Annotated in this window: 16 protein-coding genes; 11 read left to right on the top strand and 5 right to left on the bottom strand. The window is 64.8% G+C overall.

Annotated features, from left to right (window positions below):
- The first annotated feature begins 123 nt into the window (after positions 1-123).
- The 7 genes from CH292_RS11860 to CH292_RS11830 all read left to right on the top strand — a co-directional run bounded on the left by CH292_RS11860 (position 124) and on the right by CH292_RS11830 (position 6761).
- Positions 124-654, top strand: a complete 531-nt coding sequence (locus tag CH292_RS11860; protein ID WP_094654814.1) for a DUF6764 family protein — start codon at positions 124-126, stop codon at positions 652-654.
- Between the two features lie 16 nt (positions 655-670).
- Positions 671-1342 carry an HdeD family acid-resistance protein gene (locus tag CH292_RS11855; protein WP_094654974.1) on the top strand — a complete coding sequence of 224 codons (672 nt, stop codon included), beginning with the start codon at positions 671-673 and terminating at the stop codon, positions 1340-1342.
- Positions 1343-1475: 133 nt separating this feature from the next.
- Complete coding sequence (locus tag CH292_RS11850) at positions 1476-2366, top strand: L,D-transpeptidase (protein WP_020112410.1); 891 nt, start codon at positions 1476-1478, stop codon at positions 2364-2366.
- A gap of 112 nt (positions 2367-2478) precedes the next feature.
- Complete coding sequence (locus CH292_RS11845) at positions 2479-3387, top strand: carbohydrate ABC transporter permease (protein ID WP_019666899.1); 909 nt, start codon at positions 2479-2481, stop codon at positions 3385-3387.
- Positions 3384-4271: a carbohydrate ABC transporter permease gene (locus CH292_RS11840; RefSeq protein WP_019666898.1), complete on the top strand. Its 888-nt coding sequence runs from the start codon at positions 3384-3386 to the stop codon at positions 4269-4271. Before CH292_RS11845 ends, CH292_RS11840 begins: the two co-directional genes overlap by 4 nt.
- A 31-nt stretch (positions 4272-4302) precedes the next feature.
- Positions 4303-5622, top strand: coding sequence for an ABC transporter substrate-binding protein (locus tag CH292_RS11835; RefSeq protein WP_019666897.1), 1320 nt, complete (start codon positions 4303-4305; stop codon positions 5620-5622).
- Entirely contained in the window at positions 5622-6761 is a 1140-nt protein-coding gene (locus CH292_RS11830) for an ABC transporter ATP-binding protein (RefSeq protein WP_094654813.1), read from the top strand. Before CH292_RS11835 ends, CH292_RS11830 begins: the two co-directional genes overlap by 1 nt.
- Here CH292_RS11830 and CH292_RS11825 read toward each other — a convergent pair.
- Positions 6739-8049: a cytochrome P450 gene (locus CH292_RS11825; protein ID WP_037184036.1), complete on the bottom strand. Its 1311-nt coding sequence runs from the start codon at positions 8047-8049 to the stop codon at positions 6739-6741. The two genes, CH292_RS11830 and CH292_RS11825, sit on opposite strands and share 23 nt — an antisense overlap.
- Before the next feature lie 94 nt (positions 8050-8143).
- Positions 8144-10123, bottom strand: a complete 1980-nt coding sequence (locus tag CH292_RS11820; protein ID WP_371828337.1) for a M13 family metallopeptidase — start codon at positions 10121-10123, stop codon at positions 8144-8146.
- A gap of 61 nt (positions 10124-10184) precedes the next feature.
- Between CH292_RS11820 and CH292_RS11815 the strand changes: the two genes are divergently transcribed.
- The 3 genes from CH292_RS11815 to CH292_RS11805 all read left to right on the top strand — a co-directional run bounded on the left by CH292_RS11815 (position 10185) and on the right by CH292_RS11805 (position 13794).
- A complete protein-coding gene (locus tag CH292_RS11815) occupies positions 10185-11069 on the top strand; it encodes an ABC transporter ATP-binding protein (protein ID WP_094654812.1) in 885 nt (294 codons plus the stop codon).
- On the top strand, positions 11066-12655 hold the full coding sequence (locus CH292_RS11810; RefSeq protein ID WP_094654811.1) for an ABC transporter permease: 1590 nt from the start codon (positions 11066-11068) through the stop codon (positions 12653-12655). The genes CH292_RS11815 and CH292_RS11810 overlap by 4 nt, the downstream gene beginning before the upstream one ends.
- Before the next feature lie 74 nt (positions 12656-12729).
- Positions 12730-13794 (top strand): GGDEF domain-containing protein, encoded by a 1065-nt coding sequence (locus CH292_RS11805; RefSeq protein ID WP_256978057.1) that lies wholly within the window; start codon positions 12730-12732, stop codon positions 13792-13794.
- 36 nt (positions 13795-13830) lie between these two features.
- Here the strand turns inward: CH292_RS11805 and CH292_RS29335 are convergent, their stop codons facing one another.
- Positions 13831-14433, bottom strand: coding sequence for a DUF4190 domain-containing protein (locus tag CH292_RS29335; protein WP_256978056.1), 603 nt, complete (start codon positions 14431-14433; stop codon positions 13831-13833).
- A gap of 48 nt (positions 14434-14481) precedes the next feature.
- The gene (locus tag CH292_RS11795) at positions 14482-15267 is read right to left on the bottom strand and encodes a pirin-like bicupin family protein (protein WP_037139933.1); all 786 of its coding nucleotides are present in this window, start codon (positions 15265-15267) and stop codon (positions 14482-14484) included.
- Positions 15268-15479: 212 nt separating this feature from the next.
- On the opposite strand from CH292_RS11795, the gene CH292_RS11790 reads away from it, so the two are divergent.
- Positions 15480-16859 carry a hypothetical protein gene (locus CH292_RS11790; RefSeq protein WP_033189951.1) on the top strand — a complete coding sequence of 460 codons (1380 nt, stop codon included), beginning with the start codon at positions 15480-15482 and terminating at the stop codon, positions 16857-16859.
- A gap of 7 nt (positions 16860-16866) precedes the next feature.
- On the opposite strand, the gene CH292_RS11785 is transcribed toward CH292_RS11790, so the two are convergent.
- Positions 16867-17826 carry a pirin family protein gene (locus tag CH292_RS11785; RefSeq protein ID WP_020112398.1) on the bottom strand — a complete coding sequence of 320 codons (960 nt, stop codon included), beginning with the start codon at positions 17824-17826 and terminating at the stop codon, positions 16867-16869.
- Between the last annotated feature and the right edge of the window lie 12 nt (positions 17827-17838).

The raw sequence follows: 17838 nt of genomic DNA, 5'->3' as shown, positions 1-17838 counted from the left end.
ATTGTGTGAGCCGCCGGTGGCTCGACGGAGAACTGACGGGTCGGATAGACCCGCTAGATGGTCCCCCGTAGTGGCACAATCCAAACATACGATCTCCGATCACGCTCACAGAAAGGTGCTCCGGTGGCAGGGTTCGGCGGATACTGGCGATATCGATCGACAGCGCTGCCCACGGGCTGCGTCCTCGCTGGAGCAGCGGTGGCTCTCGTGTCGCCGTCGCACGCGTCGGCCGCCGAGTTGTCGTGCACAGCGCGACCCGGCGTCGACACCGTCGTCGTGGACGGCACCGCTGCGTGCGGATCGACCGTCGACGAGTTCTCCCGCGCTCTCGCACACGCACTCGACGCGGTGTCTTTCGCCCGCGCCGACGCGGGCGGATCCGCGCTGTCCGTCGCCCGGTCCGGTGGGGTGGCCGCCGCGGAAACGACGGCGGGCACCGTCGGCGCCGTGTCGATCGGCGGGGACTCCGTGTCGATCGTCTCTCCCGATCCAGGCGCTCTCGCGTTTGCGTTGTCGCTGACGAGGGGACAGACGTTCGTCGGAACAGTTGCCGAAGGCGTCAGCTGCCAGGCGGGCGCCGGATTCGCCGTCAACCTCAGCACCGGCCAGATCTGTGTTTCCGACGGGTCCACCACCTGGACCTCGATGCCGTGAGGCGTCGACAACCGCTATTTACTGCGATGAACGAGGGAGAACCGACGTGACCACCGAGCCTTCGGGACGCTACGAATTCTCTGAACGCGACGGGGCCGATGCGTTGCTGAGGATCGGCAAGGACCTGTGGTGGGCGGTGCTGCTCAGGGGCATCGTCGCCGTGATCTTCGGCATCGTGGCCCTCGTGTGGCCCGGCGTCACCGTCTGGGCACTCGTCGTCGTCTTCGGTGCCTACGCGATCGTCGACGGCATCTCCGCGATCATCCGAGCCGTCCAGTCGCGCCGCGTCGAATCCGGATGGGTGTGGTGGCTGCTCGGCGGCGTCGTCTCGCTCGTCGCCGGAATCGTGGCGTTCGTCTGGCCGGGCATCACCGCACTCGCAGCTGTTTTCGTCATCGGTATCTGGGCGATCATGGGTGGAATTCTCGAAATAGCCGGATCCATCCGCCTGCGAAAGGTCGCAGGCACATCGCCGGGCGCATCTCACTGGGGAATGCTTCTGTTCGCCGGCATCGTCGAGCTCCTGTTCGGCCTCGTACTGGTGTTCTCCCCGGTCAGCGGCATTCTGAGCATTGTGTGGTTGATCGGCGTATTCGCGGTACTGTTCGGCGTCCTGTTCGTCGTATCTGCATTTCAAGTACGGTCGGCGGCGAAGAAAGCGGGACTCCTCGGTCAGCCTGCAGAATGACCGTGCAGTCACCGCGACGATTGGCACTCGGTGGTACGGGTGTGTGTTAATTGCGGCGAGGACGTCGCGCGCCGGCACAGCACGGGCGCCCAGCAGAAGCCTGCACAGCACAGAAGGATGGATCGGAATACTCATGGCATTTCGTCGAACTGTCACACGCATCTCTCTGACAGCGGTGATCGCGGCCGTCGGTGCGGCCACCCTGGTATCGCCCGCCACCGCAGCGCCGTTGTGGCCCGGCGGCCCCGAAATCCCCGGCGTCGGATCATCCGATCAGGTTCTTCCTGTTGTTCCTGAACCGCAGATCCAGCGCCTCGCGCCCGCCAACTTCTCCGATCCGTCGATCACGCCCAACGGCGAGGTCGTCGGAGTCGCGCAGCCCATCGCCATTCGGTTCAACGAGGCCATTGCGGACCGCGGCGCCGCCGAGGCCGCCATTCGGGTCACCACGAGCCCATCCGTCGACGGCCACTTCTACTGGATCAACGACACCCAGGTGCGGTGGTTGCCCAACGAGTTCTACCCGGCGCACACCCAGGTGACCGTCGAGGCCGGCGGTTCACGCGCGGACTTCTCCACCGGCGACTCGGTGATCACCACAGCCGACGACGCCACCAAGACCATCACCGTCACCCGCAACGGTGAGGTCGTCAGGACCATGCCCACCTCGTTCGGCAAGCCCGGTCACGAGACACCGAACGGCACCTACATCGTCGGCGAACGTGTCCGCGAGATGTACATGGACTCCTCGACCTACGGAGTGCCGGTGGATTCCCCCGAGGGATACCGCACCTACGTCGAGTACGCCACACGTATTTCGTACAGCGGCATCTTCGTCCACGCAGCACCATGGTCGGTGGATTCCCAGGGCTACGAGAACGTCAGCCACGGCTGCCTCAACGTGAGCACCGAGGACGGCAAGTGGTTCTTCGAGAACTCGCAGAAGGGTGACCCCGTCGTCGTCACCGGCACGGCAGGCGGCACCCTCAGCGGCTCCGACGGCCTGGGGGACTGGAACCGTTAGCCCCCCACAGTGGGTTGTTTTCTTTTCGACGACCGACTGAGTTAGGGATTCGTTCACCAACCGTTCTCGGTAGGTGAGCACAGTCCCCGCAGTGAGTACTACAACGGAACGAGTGCTGCCCACAGCACGCCGGAAATCGTTCTTCGGCAGACCGTGGAGTGATTACGCACTCTTCCTGATTCTGCTGGGGCCCAACCTGGCCCTGCTGGTGGTGTTCACCTACCGGCCGCTCGTCGAGAATTTCCAGTTCAGCTTCTACGACTGGAATCTGTCCTCGCCTACGTCGACGTTCATCGGATTCGCGAACTATCGAGAATGGTTCTCGCGGGACGACACGTGGACCATCGTGTCCAACACCGTCATCTTCACCATTGCCGCCGTCGTCGGTTCACTGGTACTCGGCCTGGTGCTGGCCATACTTCTGGACCGAAAGCTACGGGGCCGCAATTTCGTTCGGTCTGCCGTGTTCGCGCCGTTCGTGATCTCCGGCGCGGCGATCGGTATCGCCTTCCAGTTCGTGTTCGACCCCAACTTCGGCCTGGTGCAGGATCTGCTGCAGCGCATCGGATTCTCGTCACCGGACTTCTATCAGGACCCCACGTGGGCACTGTTCATGATCACGGTGACCTACCTGTGGAAGAACCTCGGCTACACCTTCGTCATCTACCTCGCCGCGCTGCAGGGGACACGCAAGGAGTTGATGGAGGCCGCCGAGATCGACCGCGCGTCGAAGTGGACGACGTTTCGCAAAGTTCTGCTGCCGCAACTGCGTCCGACGACGTTCTTCCTGTCCATCACCGTGCTCCTGAACTCGCTGCAGGTCTTCGACATCATCAACGTCATGACCCGAGGTGGGCCGCTCGGCAACGGCACCACGACGATGGTCTTCCAGGTGTACGAGGAGACTTTCCGCAACTTCCGAGCGGGTTACGGTGCGACGGTCGCGACGATCATGTTCGTGATCCTCCTGATCGTCACGCTCGTGCAGGTTCGCATCATGGATCGAGACGATCAGCGATGACCGTGACATCGAAACCCGACACCTCCCAGGCGCCTCGTAGTGCACCGAAGGATCCACAGCGGCAGCGCAGCCTGTCGACGGTGTTCGGTTACATTGCAATGGTTCTCGTGCTGTTGATGATCGGGCTGCCGCTGTTCTGGATCCTCGTCACCTCGTTCAAGGAACGCGGCGACATCTACGTCCAACCCGTCACCTGGTGGCCGGGTTCCTTCCGGCCGGAGAACTACACCGAGGCGACGACGGAGGTTCCGTTCTTCACGTACCTGCGCAATTCGGTGATCATCACCAGTGTCGTGGCATCGATCAAGTTCGTTCTCGGCGTTCTCAGTGCATACGGCTTGGTGTTCCTGCGATTCCCCGGCAAGAACATCGTGTTCCTGGTGATCATCGCCGCCCTCATGGTGCCCAATCAGATCACCGTCATCTCCAACTACTCGCTGATCTCCGAGTTGGGATGGCGAAACACATTCCAGGGCATCATTATCCCGCTTGCCGGCGTCGCTTTCGGGACCTTCCTGATGCGCAATCACTTTCTGTCGCTGCCCGCCGAGATCATCGAAGCGGCACGAATGGACGGAGCAGGCCCTTTCCGGCTGCTGTTCCGGGTGGTGCTCCCACTGTCCGGACCGACCATGGTGGCGTTCGCGATCATCACGATCGTGAACGAGTGGAACGAGTACCTCTGGCCGTTCCTGATGTCCGACGATTCGTCCGTCGCACCGCTACCGGTGGGCCTGACGCTTCTGCAGAACAGTGAGGGATACACGAACTGGGGCGCAGTGATGGCGGCGACCATCCTGACCATCCTTCCGATTCTCGTCGTTTTCCTTGCCCTGCAACGCCACATGATCAAAGGCCTCACCTCCGGTGCGGTCAAAGGTTGATTCGCTCTACCTCTTCAGGAGAAAGAAACACATGGCCAACATCAATCGCCGCGGATTCCTCACGCTCACCGGTGCAGCGGCTGCTGCCGCCGCCCTGGCTGCGTGCAGCAGCCCGGGAACCAGCTCGTCCGGATCCGAAGGTTCGGGCGACGCGAACACCATCAACTTCTGGTCCAGCCACCCCGGCAAGTCGCAGGAGTTCGAGCGCGAGCTCATCTCCCGCTTCCAGGCCGAGAACCCCGGTCTGACGGTCAATCTCATCGATGGTGGCAAGAACTACGAGGAAGTGGCGCAGAAGTTCAACGCCTCGCTGTCCGGCAACGACGTCCCCGACGTGGTGGTCCTCTCCGACGTGTGGTGGTTCAACTTCGCGCTCACCGGCGCCATCGAGCCGCTCGATCAGCACTTCTCCGCCGCGGGTGTGGATTCCAGCGACTACGTCGATTCCCTTCTTGCGGACTACAACTGGAACGGCAACCACTGGGCGCTGCCGTACGCACGCTCGACCCCGCTGTTCTACTACAACAAGGATGTCTGGGCGCAGGCGGGACTTCCGGATCGCGGACCGGCCAGCTGGCAGGAATTCGACGAGTGGGGCCCGCGCATCCAAGCCGTCGTCGGGGGTGGCAAGCTGGCCCACGGCTGGGGCAATGCGGTGGACTACCTGGGGTGGACATTCGAGGGCCCCATCTGGACGTTCGGTGGTGCGTACTCCGACGGCTTCACCCTGAAGTTCGACGACCCCAACACCATCGCCGCCGGCCAGTTCCTCAAGGACATGATCCACACCAAGAAGTACGCGGCCGTCTCCAACGACATCGCCAACGACTTCGGTGCGGGAATCATCGCGTCGACGATCGCGTCCACCGGCGACCTGTCCGGCATCACCCAGAACGCGGCGTTCGACTTCGGCACGGCATTCCTGCCTGCAGCCGACGGACAACCGGGCTGCCCGACGGGTGGAGCCGGCCTCGCCATCCCGTCGAAGATCTCGGAGGAGCGCAAGGTCAATGCGCTGAAGTTCATCGACTTCTTCACCAATGCAGCGAGTACGTCGTACTTCTCGCAGAACACCGGGTACATGCCGGTCCGTAAGTCCGCGCAGGAGGATCCGAGCGAGATCGAGTTCCTCGCCGCCAATCCGAACGCCAAGACGGCCGTCGACCAGCTCGCTCGGACGCGGTCGCAGGACTACGCACGTGTCTTCGTTCCCGGTGGTGACAAGATCATCGGCACGGGCCTCGAGCAGATCGCGTTGCAGAATGCCGATGTCGCAACGACGTTCGCCGGTGTTCAGGATCAGCTGCAGCAGATCATCGACCGCCAGATCACCCCGAACCTCCCGTCGTAATGGCAGGGGTTCACTACGCGGGCGTATCGCACCGCTACCCGGGGGCGGACACGCTGGCCGTCGACTCGCTCGAACTCGACATCGCCGACGGTGAATTCATCGTTCTCGTCGGCCCGTCGGGGTGCGGCAAATCGACGAGCCTGCGGATGCTGGCCGGTCTGGAATCGGTCGAGAGCGGCCACATCGACATCGGCGGCGTCGACGTCACGTCGCTCGCTCCTCGTGAGCGGGACGTGGCGATGGTGTTCCAGAACTACGCGCTGTACCCCAACATGACCGTCGGGGACAACATGGGTTTCGCGCTCCGCAACGCGGGAATGAGCAAGGCGGACACAGCTGCTCGTGTGCTCGACGCGGCGAAGATGCTGGAACTCGAGCCCCTGCTGAACCGTAAACCCGGCAAGCTGTCGGGTGGTCAGCGTCAGCGGGTGGCGATGGGCCGTGCGATCGTCCGGCAGCCCAAGGTGTTCTGCATGGACGAGCCGCTGTCCAACCTCGACGCCAAACTGCGCGTCAGTACCCGGGCGCAGATCGCCGGATTGCAGAAGCGGCTCGGCACCACGACGGTGTACGTGACGCACGATCAGGTCGAGGCCATGACGATGGGTGACCGAGTCGCGGTACTGCAGGCAGGCAAGTTGCAGCAGATCGCGTCGCCGCGGGAGCTGTACGACAACCCCGTCAACACGTTCGTCGCGTCGTTCATCGGCTCGCCCGGGATGAACCTGATCGACGCCCCGGTCGTCGACGGCGCCGCCGTGGTCGGCGACGTGCGCATCCCTGTTCCCACGCAGGATCCCCGCGTGACGGTCGGAATCCGGCCGGAATCGTGGAGCTTGCGGGAACGATCATCGGCGCAGTCGTGGAGCTTGCGGGAACGATCATCGGCGCAGTCGTGGGATCTCGTCGGGAAGGGGGTTGGGGCTGTTGCGGTGGCGGTCGAACTGATCGAGGAGCTGGGCGCCGAGTCGTTCCTGTACGGCGCTCCACCGCTCGGTTCGGACTGGAGCACGCAGTCCGGCCGGGTGTCGGTACGCGTCGACCGCCGGTTGTCCGTCGGGTTGGCCGAGACCGTTCGGCTCGTCCCGAAGCTCGACGAGGTGTTCTTCTTCTCCGCTACGACGGGTGATCGGCTGTAGCGGGCTGCCCCAGATCCACCGGCAGCGACGCCCAGCCGTGCAGGACTCGGGTGTCGCGGCGAATTCCCTCACCTGCCAGCCGCAGGTGAGGGAATTTGTCGAAGAGGGTCTTCAGGCCGACTTCGGTTTCCGCCTTCGCCAAGGACGCGCCGAGGCAGTAGTGCCTGCCGCCGGAGAACGAAAGATGCTTACCTGCGTTGGCTCGGGTGACGTCGAAGCGGTACGGGTCGTCGAAGACATCGGGGTCGCGGTTGGCGCCGGCCAGGACCAGAATCACCAGCGACCCTTCGGAGATGGGGACGCCTTCGATCGTCACGTCGTGCCGTGCCATGCGGGCGGTGAGCTGCACCGGGGATTCCAGCCGGAGCATCTCGTCGACGGCCGTCGGCCAGTGCGACGGGTCGTTGCGCAGAATCTCGAGTTGGTCCGGGTTGTCGAGCAGGAGCCGGATCCCGCTGCCGAGTAGGTTCACGGTCGTTTCGAAGCCCGCTGCGAGTACGAGGCCCGCCGTTGCCCGCAGTTCTTCGTCGTCGAGTCCGACGCCGTCCTCCTCGGCCCTGATCAGCTGGCTCATCAGGTCGTCGCCGGGGTTGCGGCGCAGTTCCGCGAGGTGCCCGGCAAGCCAGGCGTCGAACTGCGCCAGGCCGTCCTCGACGCGGTTGAACTGCTCCCAGGACAGCCCGATGTCCAGGCTCGGGGCGGCCATCTCCCCGAATTCGAGCACCCGTTGCCGGTCCTCGTCGGGGACTCCGAGGATGGTGCTGATGACGGCGACGGGCAGCTGCGCGCAGTACTCGTGCACGATGTCCACCTGTGGACCTGCCGCGGCGAGCTCGGTGAGCAGACTGTCGGCCTTCTCCTGCACCATCTCTCGCATACGGGCGACCGCACGAGGGGTGAACACCGAGGTCACGAGCTTTCGGTACCGGGTGTGCTCGGGCGGTTCGACCGACAGCAGGGAGGGCGGTTTCAGCGGATGAAGAGCCTTGGACCTGGTTCGCTTCTCGATCCACCGAAGCGGACTCGGCAGGCTGGCGCCGATCTCGGTGACTCGGAGGTCGTCCGAGCGCAGCAGGTCGTGGACCACGCGGTGGGTGACCGTGATGTTGGAGATTCGCGTCTTGACGAGGGGACCGGTGGCGCGAATCTTCTCGAACACCTGCCGCGGATTCGCGCGGGTCTCCGGATCGACGACCAGCTTGGCCTGCAGGTCACCGGCCTTGGCGGCCTTCTTGGCCCCGTACCGCACGAGACCGTGTGCTGCGATCCACCTGATTCTGTTCTTCACGTCGTCCCCCTCCGTTGTGAGTGGAAATGTAGGCCAGGGGGCAGGAGCGGAGCCTGCGGAGCGACCCGAAGGCACTACATTTCCACTCACGTGGTTACCAGATCCTGACCCGCTCCTGTGGATCCAAGTACAACGCATCGCCCGGCTTCACATCGAACGCTTCGTGAAAACTGTCCAGATTGCGCACTACGCCGTTGCAGCGGAACTCGGGCGGCGAGTGCGGATCGACCGCAAGCCTGCGAATCGCCTCCTCGTCGCGTGCCTTCGTTCGCCATACCTGCGACCAGCCGAAGAACACTCGCTGCAGACCGGTCAGCCCGTCGAGCACCGGAGCGTCCTTGCCGTCCAGCGCGATCTTGTACGCGGCGACAGCGATGGACAGGCCACCGAGGTCGCCGATGTTCTCACCGATCGTGAACTCGCCGTTGACCTTGTGGCCGGGGAGCGCTTTCGGTTCGAACTGGTTGTACTGGTCGATCAGCGCGGTGGTGCGCTTGCCGAATTCGGTTCTGTCCGAATCGGTCCACCAGTCCACGAGGTTGCCGTCGCCGTCGTACTTGGCGCCCTGGTCGTCGAAACCGTGGCCGATCTCGTGGCCGATGACGGCTCCGATTCCACCGTAGTTCGCGGCGTCGTCGGCACCGGAGTCGAAGAACGGGGGCTGGAGAATCGCTGCGGGAAAGACGATCTCGTTGAGGCCGGGGTTGTAGTACGCGTTCACGGTCTGCGGCGTCATGAACCACTCGTCGCGATCCACCTCGCCGCCGAGCTTGTCCAGATCACGTTGGTATTCGGCGACGTATCCGCGTCGGTAGTTGCCCACCAGGTCGCTCGCGTCGATCTCCACGGCGGAGTAGTCGCGCCAGCGATCCGGGTACCCGATCTTCGGGGTGAACTTCTCGAGCTTGTCCAGTGCCTTCTGCCTGGTCTCCGGGCTCATCCACTCGAGATCGGTGATGTTGCGACGGTAGGCCTCACGCAGATTCGCGACGAGAACCTCCATGCGCGCCTTGGCATCCGCGGGGAAGTGACGCTCGACGTAGAGCTTGCCGACGGACTCGCCGAGCAGGTCCTGCACCAGCGAGACACCGCGCTTCCAGCGCTCCCGGTTCTCCTCGGTGCCGCTCAGCTTCTTTCCGTAGAACGCGAAGTTCTCGTCGACCAGCGCGGCAGTCAGGTACGGCGCACGGCCGTGCACGATGCGCCAGGCGAGCCACGCTTTCCAGTCCTCGATGTCCTCGGACACCCACAGTCCGGTGAACGTGGACAGGAACGGAGGCTGCCGCACGACGATCTCGGCGAACTGCTCCGTGGTACCGCCGAGTCCGGAAATCCATGCGGTCCAGTTGAATCCGGGTTCGTTCTTCACGAGAGTGTCGAAGTCGACCAGGTTGTAGCTCTTCTCCGCGTCACGACGCGCGACGACGTCCCAGTGGCCCGCGGCGAGCTTCTTCTCGAGGTCGACGACCTTCCGGGCGTCGTAGGAGAGCCCGGCGATCGAGAACATCTTCTCGATGTGCGCGACGTAGGCGTCGCGGATGTCGGCGTACCCCTCCTCGCGGTAGTACGACTCGTCGGGCAGACCGATGCCGGACTGCGAGAAATGCACGAGGTATCGGGAGGAATCCTTGGCGTCGGTGTCGACGTAGTGGCCGATGGCGCCGCCGATCCCGGTGCGCTGCAACGAACCGAGTACCTCGGCGAGGGTGACCAGGTCACCCGCATCGGCGACGGCAGCGAGCTCGTCGGCGATGGGCGTCAGGCCGGCTTCCTCGACGGCGTCGGCATCGAGGAAACTCGAGTAGAGGTCACCGATCTTCTGTGCGTCGGTTCCGACCGGGGGGTGCGACGCCGCGCTCTCCTGGATGATCGTGCGTACGTCCTCTTCCGCCTTGTCGTACAGCGTCCGAAACGCGCCGTCGACGGCCCGGTCCGCAGGAATGGCGTACTCGTCCAGCCATTTGCCGTTGACGTGAACGAACAGATCGTCCTGCGCGCGAGTGCCCGCGTCCGTGTAGCTGAGGTCGATACCAGAGTTCGCCTGTCCAGAATCCACAACTGTCATGCATTCCATCTTTACACTCATCGCCAGAAAGTGGCCTTCGAGTCGTGACTGCAGAGGCAGGAGCTCGTCCATGGTGGTGCACGTCAAGGAACTGCGGAAGACCTTCGGCGCGTCGCTCGCCCTGGCGGGCCTGGATCTGAGTGTCGAGCAGGGCGAAGTGCACGGCTTTCTCGGACCGAACGGTGCGGGAAAATCGACCACCATCCGCGTGTTGCTGGGGCTCGTTCGTGCCACCTCCGGGGAGGTGTCGGTGTTCGGGAAGGACCCCTGGGCCGACTCGGTGGAGTTGCATCGCCGCCTGGCGTACGTTCCGGGGGACGTCACGCAGTGGCCGTCGTTGACCGGTGGTGAGGTGATCGACGTCCTCGCGCGGATGCGCGGTGGCCTCGATCCACGGCGACGTGCGGACCTGCTGGAGCGGTTCTCGCTCGATCCGACGAAGAAGACCCGCACGTACTCCAAGGGAAACCGCCAGAAGGTCGCGCTCGTCTCGGCGTTCTCGTCGAACGCAGAACTGCTTCTGCTCGACGAGCCCACATCCGGTCTGGACCCGCTCATGGAGCAGGTCTTCGCCGAATGCGTCGCCGACGCGTCGGCCCGCGGCGCGACGGTGCTGCTGTCCTCGCACATCCTGTCGGAGGTCGAGAAGCTGTGCGAGCGAGTGACGATCATCCGTGAGGGCAGAACGGTCGACACGGGATCGCTGAAGGACATGAGGCATCTGACGCACACGACGGTCACCGTCGTCGTCGAGACCCTGCCCGATGCTGGTCTGCCCAATGCCGGTGTGCCCGGCGTGATCGAGGTCGACGGGCACCGCCTGACCTGCCGGGTGACGTCCGCTGAACTGCCGGAGTTGATGACGAGGCTGGCTGCGCTGGGGATCACCAGCATCGTCAGCTCGCCGCCCACGCTGGAGGACCTGTTCCTGAAGTACTACGCGGCGCAGTCGTGAACGGGACGGCGGCGCTGCTCCGGTTGTTCGCCCGACGCGACCGGGTGATCCTGCCGCTGTGGGTGCTTGCCATCGGCTTGGTGCCGTTGCTCTACGCCGTCAGTTTCGAAGGCCTCTACCCGACGGCGGCAGATCGGCAGGCGTTCTACGAGGCAACCGCACACACACCCGCCGAGCTGGCGTTGGTCGGACCGATCTTCGGCGACGATCTGGGCGCGCTGGTGACCTGGCGCTCCGGAATTCTGTTGACGCTCGTCCCTCTCGCAGCGCTGCTGACGGTCGTCCGGCACACCCGGGCGGAAGAAGACACAGGCCGCACCGAGCTGGTGGGTTCGACGGCGATCGGCCGACGCGCCGGGCTGTGTGCGGCGATGGCCTTGGCGACGACGGGTGTGGTGCTGACGGCGGCGATCGCCGCGACAGCGCTCGCGGCCTCGGGATTCCCGGTGGGCGGCAGCGTCGCGTTCGGGCTGTCGATCGCCGCGGTGGGCGTCGTGTTCGTCGGGGTCTCTGCCGTTGCCGCGCAGGTCGGCTCCAACGCGCGTGCGGCGCGCGGTTATGCGATCTCGGTGCTGGCGGCGGCGTTCGTGCTGCGGGCCGTCGGTGTTGCGGGAGCGTCAGGAACTTCAGGGTCTTCCGGGACGCTGTCGTGGCTGTCGCCGATCGGGTGGTCGTCACAGGTACGACCGTTCGCCGACGAACGGTGGTGGGTACTGGTGCTCCCCGCTGCAGCGGCGACGGTCGCAGCCGGGCTCGCGTTCGCGCTGGCACTTCGGCGTGACCTGGGCGCCGGTCTGGTGGCGGTGCGCGACGGCAAGCCGTCAACGTCGATGCAGGGTGTGTTCGGCTTGGCGTGGCGCGCGCAACGCGGCACCCTGCTGGCGTGGACCGTCGGACTCGCGGTGATCGCGGCCGTGCTGGGCAGTGCGGCGGACAGCGTGCAGGGCCAGCTGGGTGAAAGCGCGGCAATCGGCGACGCGCTGAGCAAGTTCGGTGGGTCCTCTCTGGTCGACTCGTTCCTGGCGACGGCCCTGAGCATCCTCGGAATCGGTGCGGCGGCCATGTCCATCTCGTCGGTGTTGTGCGTGCACGCCGACGAGGAGTCGTCGATCGCGGAGGTGGTACTGGCCGGGAGTGTCGGGCGCACTCGGTGGCTGGTGAGCACACTCGTGTTCGCGCTCGGTGGCCCGGCCGTCGCGATGACGGTCGTCGGCTTCGCGGCAGGGGTTCCGTACGGGATGTCGGTGGGCGACGTCCGGTCGGTGCTGCCGGGAGTGCTCGCCGGGGCGGTGAGCCAACTGCCCGCAGTGTGGGTCCTGACGGCGTCGGGCATCGTTCTGTTCGGGTTCGTCCCTCGGTTCTCGGCGGCCGTCTGGGGTCTGTTGGCTGTGTTCGTGATGCTGGGGCAGGTGGGAACGGTGGTCGGTCTTCCCCAGCTGGTGCTCGATCTGTCTCCGTTCACGCACCTGCCGCATCTTCCCGGCGGTGCCGTCGAGGTGGTGCCACTGGTGTGGCTCGTTGCCGTGTCGGCAGTCGGCCTCGTGGCCGGGGTCGTCGCCTTCGAGCACCGCGATCTTCGTGGTTGAGCCCGAGCGGTTACCATCTCTCGCAACCGGACCGCGGAGTTGGTTCCAAATTCGGGCGCAAAGGAGACGTGCTGGTGACGTTTCTGCGCAGATGGTGGCGTCAGTCCTACAGCTACGACTGGATGGTCCATTACTTCGACGGGCACGGTGCACTCACTGCGTACCGGGTGGGCGTCGGTTTGAGCTGTTTGTGTTTCGGCCTCGCCGCCATCACGACGTACCTCACTACGGTTCCTCCCACCTCGACGGTGGCCGATGCCGTGATCATCGGTGGAACCGTCTCGTCTTTCGCCTTGGGGCTGCTCTGGATTCGCGGGCCGTGGCCGTACGAGCACCGCTCGCTGATGTTCGTGATCTACGCCGACGTCGGGACCACTCTCGCGTTGCTGTCCTACGGCTCGATCCAGATGTCGTTTCCCGGATGCGCGCTGTTGGCCGCCACCGGTGTCTACGTGCAGATCTTTCACAGTCCGCGGGTGCTGTTGATGCATCTCGGATGGTCGGCGTGCACCGTCGCGCTGATGTTCGTGCTGATCATGACGACCCCGCACTTAGACCACGGTCTGGCGGTATCGCAGCTGGTGGTGTTGCTGCCGGTGATGTTCGCGGCGCCGGTGTTTCTGCAATCGGTGTTGCTCAGTCTTCGGATCGACGCCGACGGCGCCAGAACCGACCCGTTGACCGGGCTGCAGAACCGGCGCGGGCTCGACGAGAAGGTCGCTCAGTTCCTCGGTGCTGCACCCGACGTGTCCGTGATGGTCATCGACGTCGACCGGTTCAAGTCGATCAACGACCGGTTCGGCCACCAGGCGGGCGACGTGGCGTTGCAGCTCATCGCCCGGCGGCTCCGCGTCGACGATCTGCTCGTTGCGCGTACCGGCGGTGAGGAGTTCGCCGTGGTCGCCAAGGTGAGTCTGGAACAGGCCAGATCGATCGCCGAGTGGTTGCGCAGTCGACTGCACTCACCGCAGGACGCATGCCCTCTGACGGTCAGTGTCGGGCTCGCACATGTCCGGCCCACCGAATCCGACCCGGTTCGGACCGTCACCGGGTTGATGCGCCGGGCCGACGTCGCGATGTACGAGGCGAAGCATCGGGGCGGCAATCAGGTCGTGGACATCGGTTCCCTCCGCACGTGAGCACCCGGCAGGGGAACCGACGTGCGGAGAGACTCGCTAGCGGTATCGGTCCTCGATGTTCTGCTGGAATCTGTCGCTGCACTGGTCCTTGGCGGACTGGCTGCTGCCTGCGTCGTTCATGCAGTCGACGAACTCCTGCCCGCCGACGTTGCTGAACCAGCTGACACCGAAGGCGATCAGCGCAACGGACAGCGCTGCAGCGACGAAACCCAGAATGATCGCGACCAACGACACGGTTCCGTTGGTCGCGGCGCCCTTCTTCACTCGCGATCTCGCCACGAACCCCAACGCCACCGCAAGCAGGCCGAGAATGATCCCGCCGACGACCGACCAGAACGTCAGTACGCCGATGATCGCCGCGACGAGCGCCACCGTGCCCAGTGTGTTCTTCGGCGTCGACGGCGGGTACTGCCCGGGCTGCTGGTAGCCACCCGACTGGTAGCCACCCGACTGGTAGCCCCCCGACTGGTAGCCACCGGGCTGATACTCACCCGTCGGGTAGTTGCCGGGTGGCGGGGGATATCCGCTCGCCGGTGGTGGGTAGTTGCCGGGCGGTCGCGGGTAGTCACCGGGCGGTGGCGGGTAGTCACCGGGCGGCTGATTGCCGGGTTGCTGGTCTCCAGGTGGCGGATAGGTCATGTGGTGTCCCCCCGTTGTGGTTGCGTGAATGGTGTCGAAGGCAGCGTGTCAGAAGCCGAGGCGGGAGTGCATTTCCCAGACCAGGATTTCCGCGTGTTCGTACGACTGGATGCGCTGCCCACCGGAATCGCTCATCCGTACTGCGTCCCCTTCGTACAGTTCCCCGACTCCCTCGACCTGCACGGTGCCCTGTGCGACGAAGACGTGGAGGAACGGGGCTTCGGGGAGCGTGATGGGCCGTTCGGGTTGTAGGCGAGCGACGTGCAGTGCTGCCGCCTTCTGATTGATTCTGATCGCGGCGTGGCCGTCGTGCTTCTTCATTCCGGATGCGACGGGTACCAATCCGCCGCGTAACAATTCGTCGTCCACCTCGAGTTGCTCGTAACCGGGATCGAGACCGGGCGTGTCCGGAACAACCCACATCTGGACGAATCTGACCGGCTCCTGGTGGGTGTCACCGCTGATGCGCCAGGAATCGTTCTTCTCGGAATGCATGATGCCGCGGCCTGCGCTCATCCGTTGCGCCAGACCGGGATAGATGACGCCGGAGTGTCCGATCGAATCCTGGTGAACCAGTGACCCTTTTGTCACCCAGGTCACGATCTCCATGTCCTTGTGTGGGTGGCTGTCGAATCCTTGCCCGGGAGAGACGATGTCGTCGTTGTTGACGAGCAGCAGGCCGTGGTGGGTGTTGTCCGGGTCGTAGTGCTGGCCGAAGGAGAAGGAATGTTTCGAGTCCAGCCATGCCACACGGGTTTTCAGGCGATCACCGGCGCGATGGATGTCGATGTGCGGGATCGAGGGTTGGTGCGGACTACGTCGTGGAGCGGACATGAGACCACTCTACGGAGCGCGCTCGAACCTCGGAACTGTCCTCGCATAACTTTCGCGCGACGAAAGGGGCCATGTGTGAGCGAATGCGACGCCGGGTAAGGGTCGATAGGGTTCGGGTGCATCGAACTGCGGTGCACATCGAACTGCGGTGCACATCGGACTGCGGGGCACATCGAACTTCGGGCATACCGAGCGAAGGCGGCACACTTTTCATGATCGAGTCGACGGGCGTGACCACGGTGGATCTCGAGACGGCACTGCTCACCTGGATTCCGCAGCAGCGTTGGTTCGCCGCGAAGGGCACACCGGTCGTTTCCCTCGACATCGTCGAACGCGTGCGCATCGGCGCCCGTTCCGACGTGACGGCCGAGCATCTGCTGGTGGACATCGGGCTCGACGCTCCGCTCGCGCAGAGTCCACAGGTGCAGCGGTATCAGGTTCCGTTGGGGTTTCGCAGCAGCGCCCCCGACGAGGTGGCTGCCTGGCAACTTCCGCTTCCGGATTACGACGTCGTCGTGTACGACGGTTTGCGGGATCCGGCGATCATCTCGCTGTACGGTGACGCGCTTGCGGACTCGGCGTCGATCGGGCGCATCGAATTCGAGACGCTCGCCGACGATTCGGTGGATTCCGGGTTGGCCGGTCGAGTACTGGGTGCAGAACAGTCCAATACGTCGGTTGTGCTCGGCGAAGTGCTGCTGCTCAAGCTTTTTCGTCGTATTTCACCGGGTGTGAACCCCGATATCGAGCTGCATCGAGCGCTGGCGGAAGCCGGCTGCGGCAACGTCGCGCCGCTGCGTGGGTGGATTCAGACGGAAGAGTTCGGCGATCTGTCGATGCTGGGGATGGCGCAGGATTTCGTCGTCGACTCGGCCGAGGGGTGGACGACTGCCCTTGCGTCCGTCGCGGATCTGATCGCCGGGGGCGAGTCCGACGGATTCGCGGTGGAGTCGTTCGAACTGGGCAAGGCCGTTGCGCACGTCCACGCGGATCTGGCGACGGAGTTGGGAACGTCGAGGCGTCCGGCAGCCGAGGTGGTACAGGAGATCACCGAGCGGGTCGAGGCGGCGGCGCTGGTGGTGCCGGAGTTGGCCGAGTGCCTGCCTGCAGCCCGTGAACTGATCGCTCGCGCTCGCTCGGGTGAGACGACGGTGCAACGCATCCACGGCGACCTTCATCTCGGTCAGGTACTGCGGACACCGCTGACGTGGCTGCTGATCGATTTCGAGGGGGAACCGTCCAAGTCGCTGGAGGAACGTCGACGGCCGGACAGTCCGTTGCGGGACGTCGCGGGCATGCTGCGGTCCTTCGACTACGCCGCACACCATCTGCTCGTGGATGGTGCCGGGCCGGACGGAGCCGGGCTGGACGAGGCAGTTGCGTCGAGGTGGGTGGAGCAGAACTCCGCTGCGTTCTGCGAGGGGTATGCCTCGGTGACCGGGGAGGATCCGCGCGCCACCGAGGCGCTGCTGGGTGCGTACGAGTTGGACAAAGCCGCCTACGAAGCGGTGTACGAAGCGCGCAACCGGCCTACCTGGCTGGAGATCCCGATGCGGGCGGTACGACGACTGGCGCCGCCCGCCCGCACCTGACGATCCTTTACTCGGTCGGTGCGCCCAGTCGCCCGGCCTGGTAGTCCTCGAACGCCTGCACGACCTCGGACTTGGTGTTCATGACGAACGGTCCGGCCATCGCGACGGGCTCACGGATCGGCTTGCCGCCGAGCACGAAGATCTCCATCGACTCTCCACGCGGATCGGCGGCGAGGTCGATGACGTCGCCCCTGCCGAACAGCGCGGTCTGGCCCATGCGGATCGGCCTGCCTGCCGATGCACTCCCGACGGATCCGTCCCCGCCGACGGTGCCCGAACCGGCCAGCACGTAAGCCAGTGCGTTGAACTCCGGGTTCCACGGGAGGGACAGTGCTGCGCCCGGTGCGACCGTGATGTGCGTGAGCGCGATCGGGGTGTACGTCGAGCCCGGACCCGGGTGTCCTGCCACGTCACCGGCGATCACGCGGATCAGCGCTCCGCCGTCACTGCTGGACAACAGTGCGACCTTGTTGCCCGTGATGTCCTGGTACCGCGGAGTCGCCAGTTTGTTCGCTCGCGGAAGGTTCACCCACAACTGCACCCCGTGGAACAGTCCACCGGACATCACCAGGTGCTCCGGCGGCGCTTCGATGTGCAGGATGCCCGCACCGGCCGTCATCCACTGGGTGTCGCCGCCGCCGATGGTTCCGCCGCCGCCGTGGGAATCCTTGTGTTCCATGATCCCGTCGATCATGTACGTAACCGTCTCGAAACCACGGTGCGGGTGCCACGGAGTTCCCTTCGGCTCACCGGGCGCGTAATTCACCTCGCCCATCTGGTCCATGTGAATGAACGGATCGAGCGAAGAAAGGTCGATACCCGCGAACGCCCGACGAACCGGGAACCCTTCACCCTCGAACCCTGTGGGCGCCGTGGTGACGGTCTTGACCGGCCGGGCCACCGCCGTGGCGTCGGGAAGGGGGATGCGGGGGAGGGCAAGGATGTTGTCGACCGTGACAGCGGGCATGGTGGGCTCCTC

The organism is Rhodococcus sp. 14-2470-1a (assembly GCF_002259425.1).
GTDB classification, from domain to species: Bacteria; Actinomycetota; Actinomycetes; order Mycobacteriales; family Mycobacteriaceae; genus Rhodococcoides; species Rhodococcoides fascians_E.
This window is presented reverse-complemented; position numbering and strand designations above follow the sequence as displayed.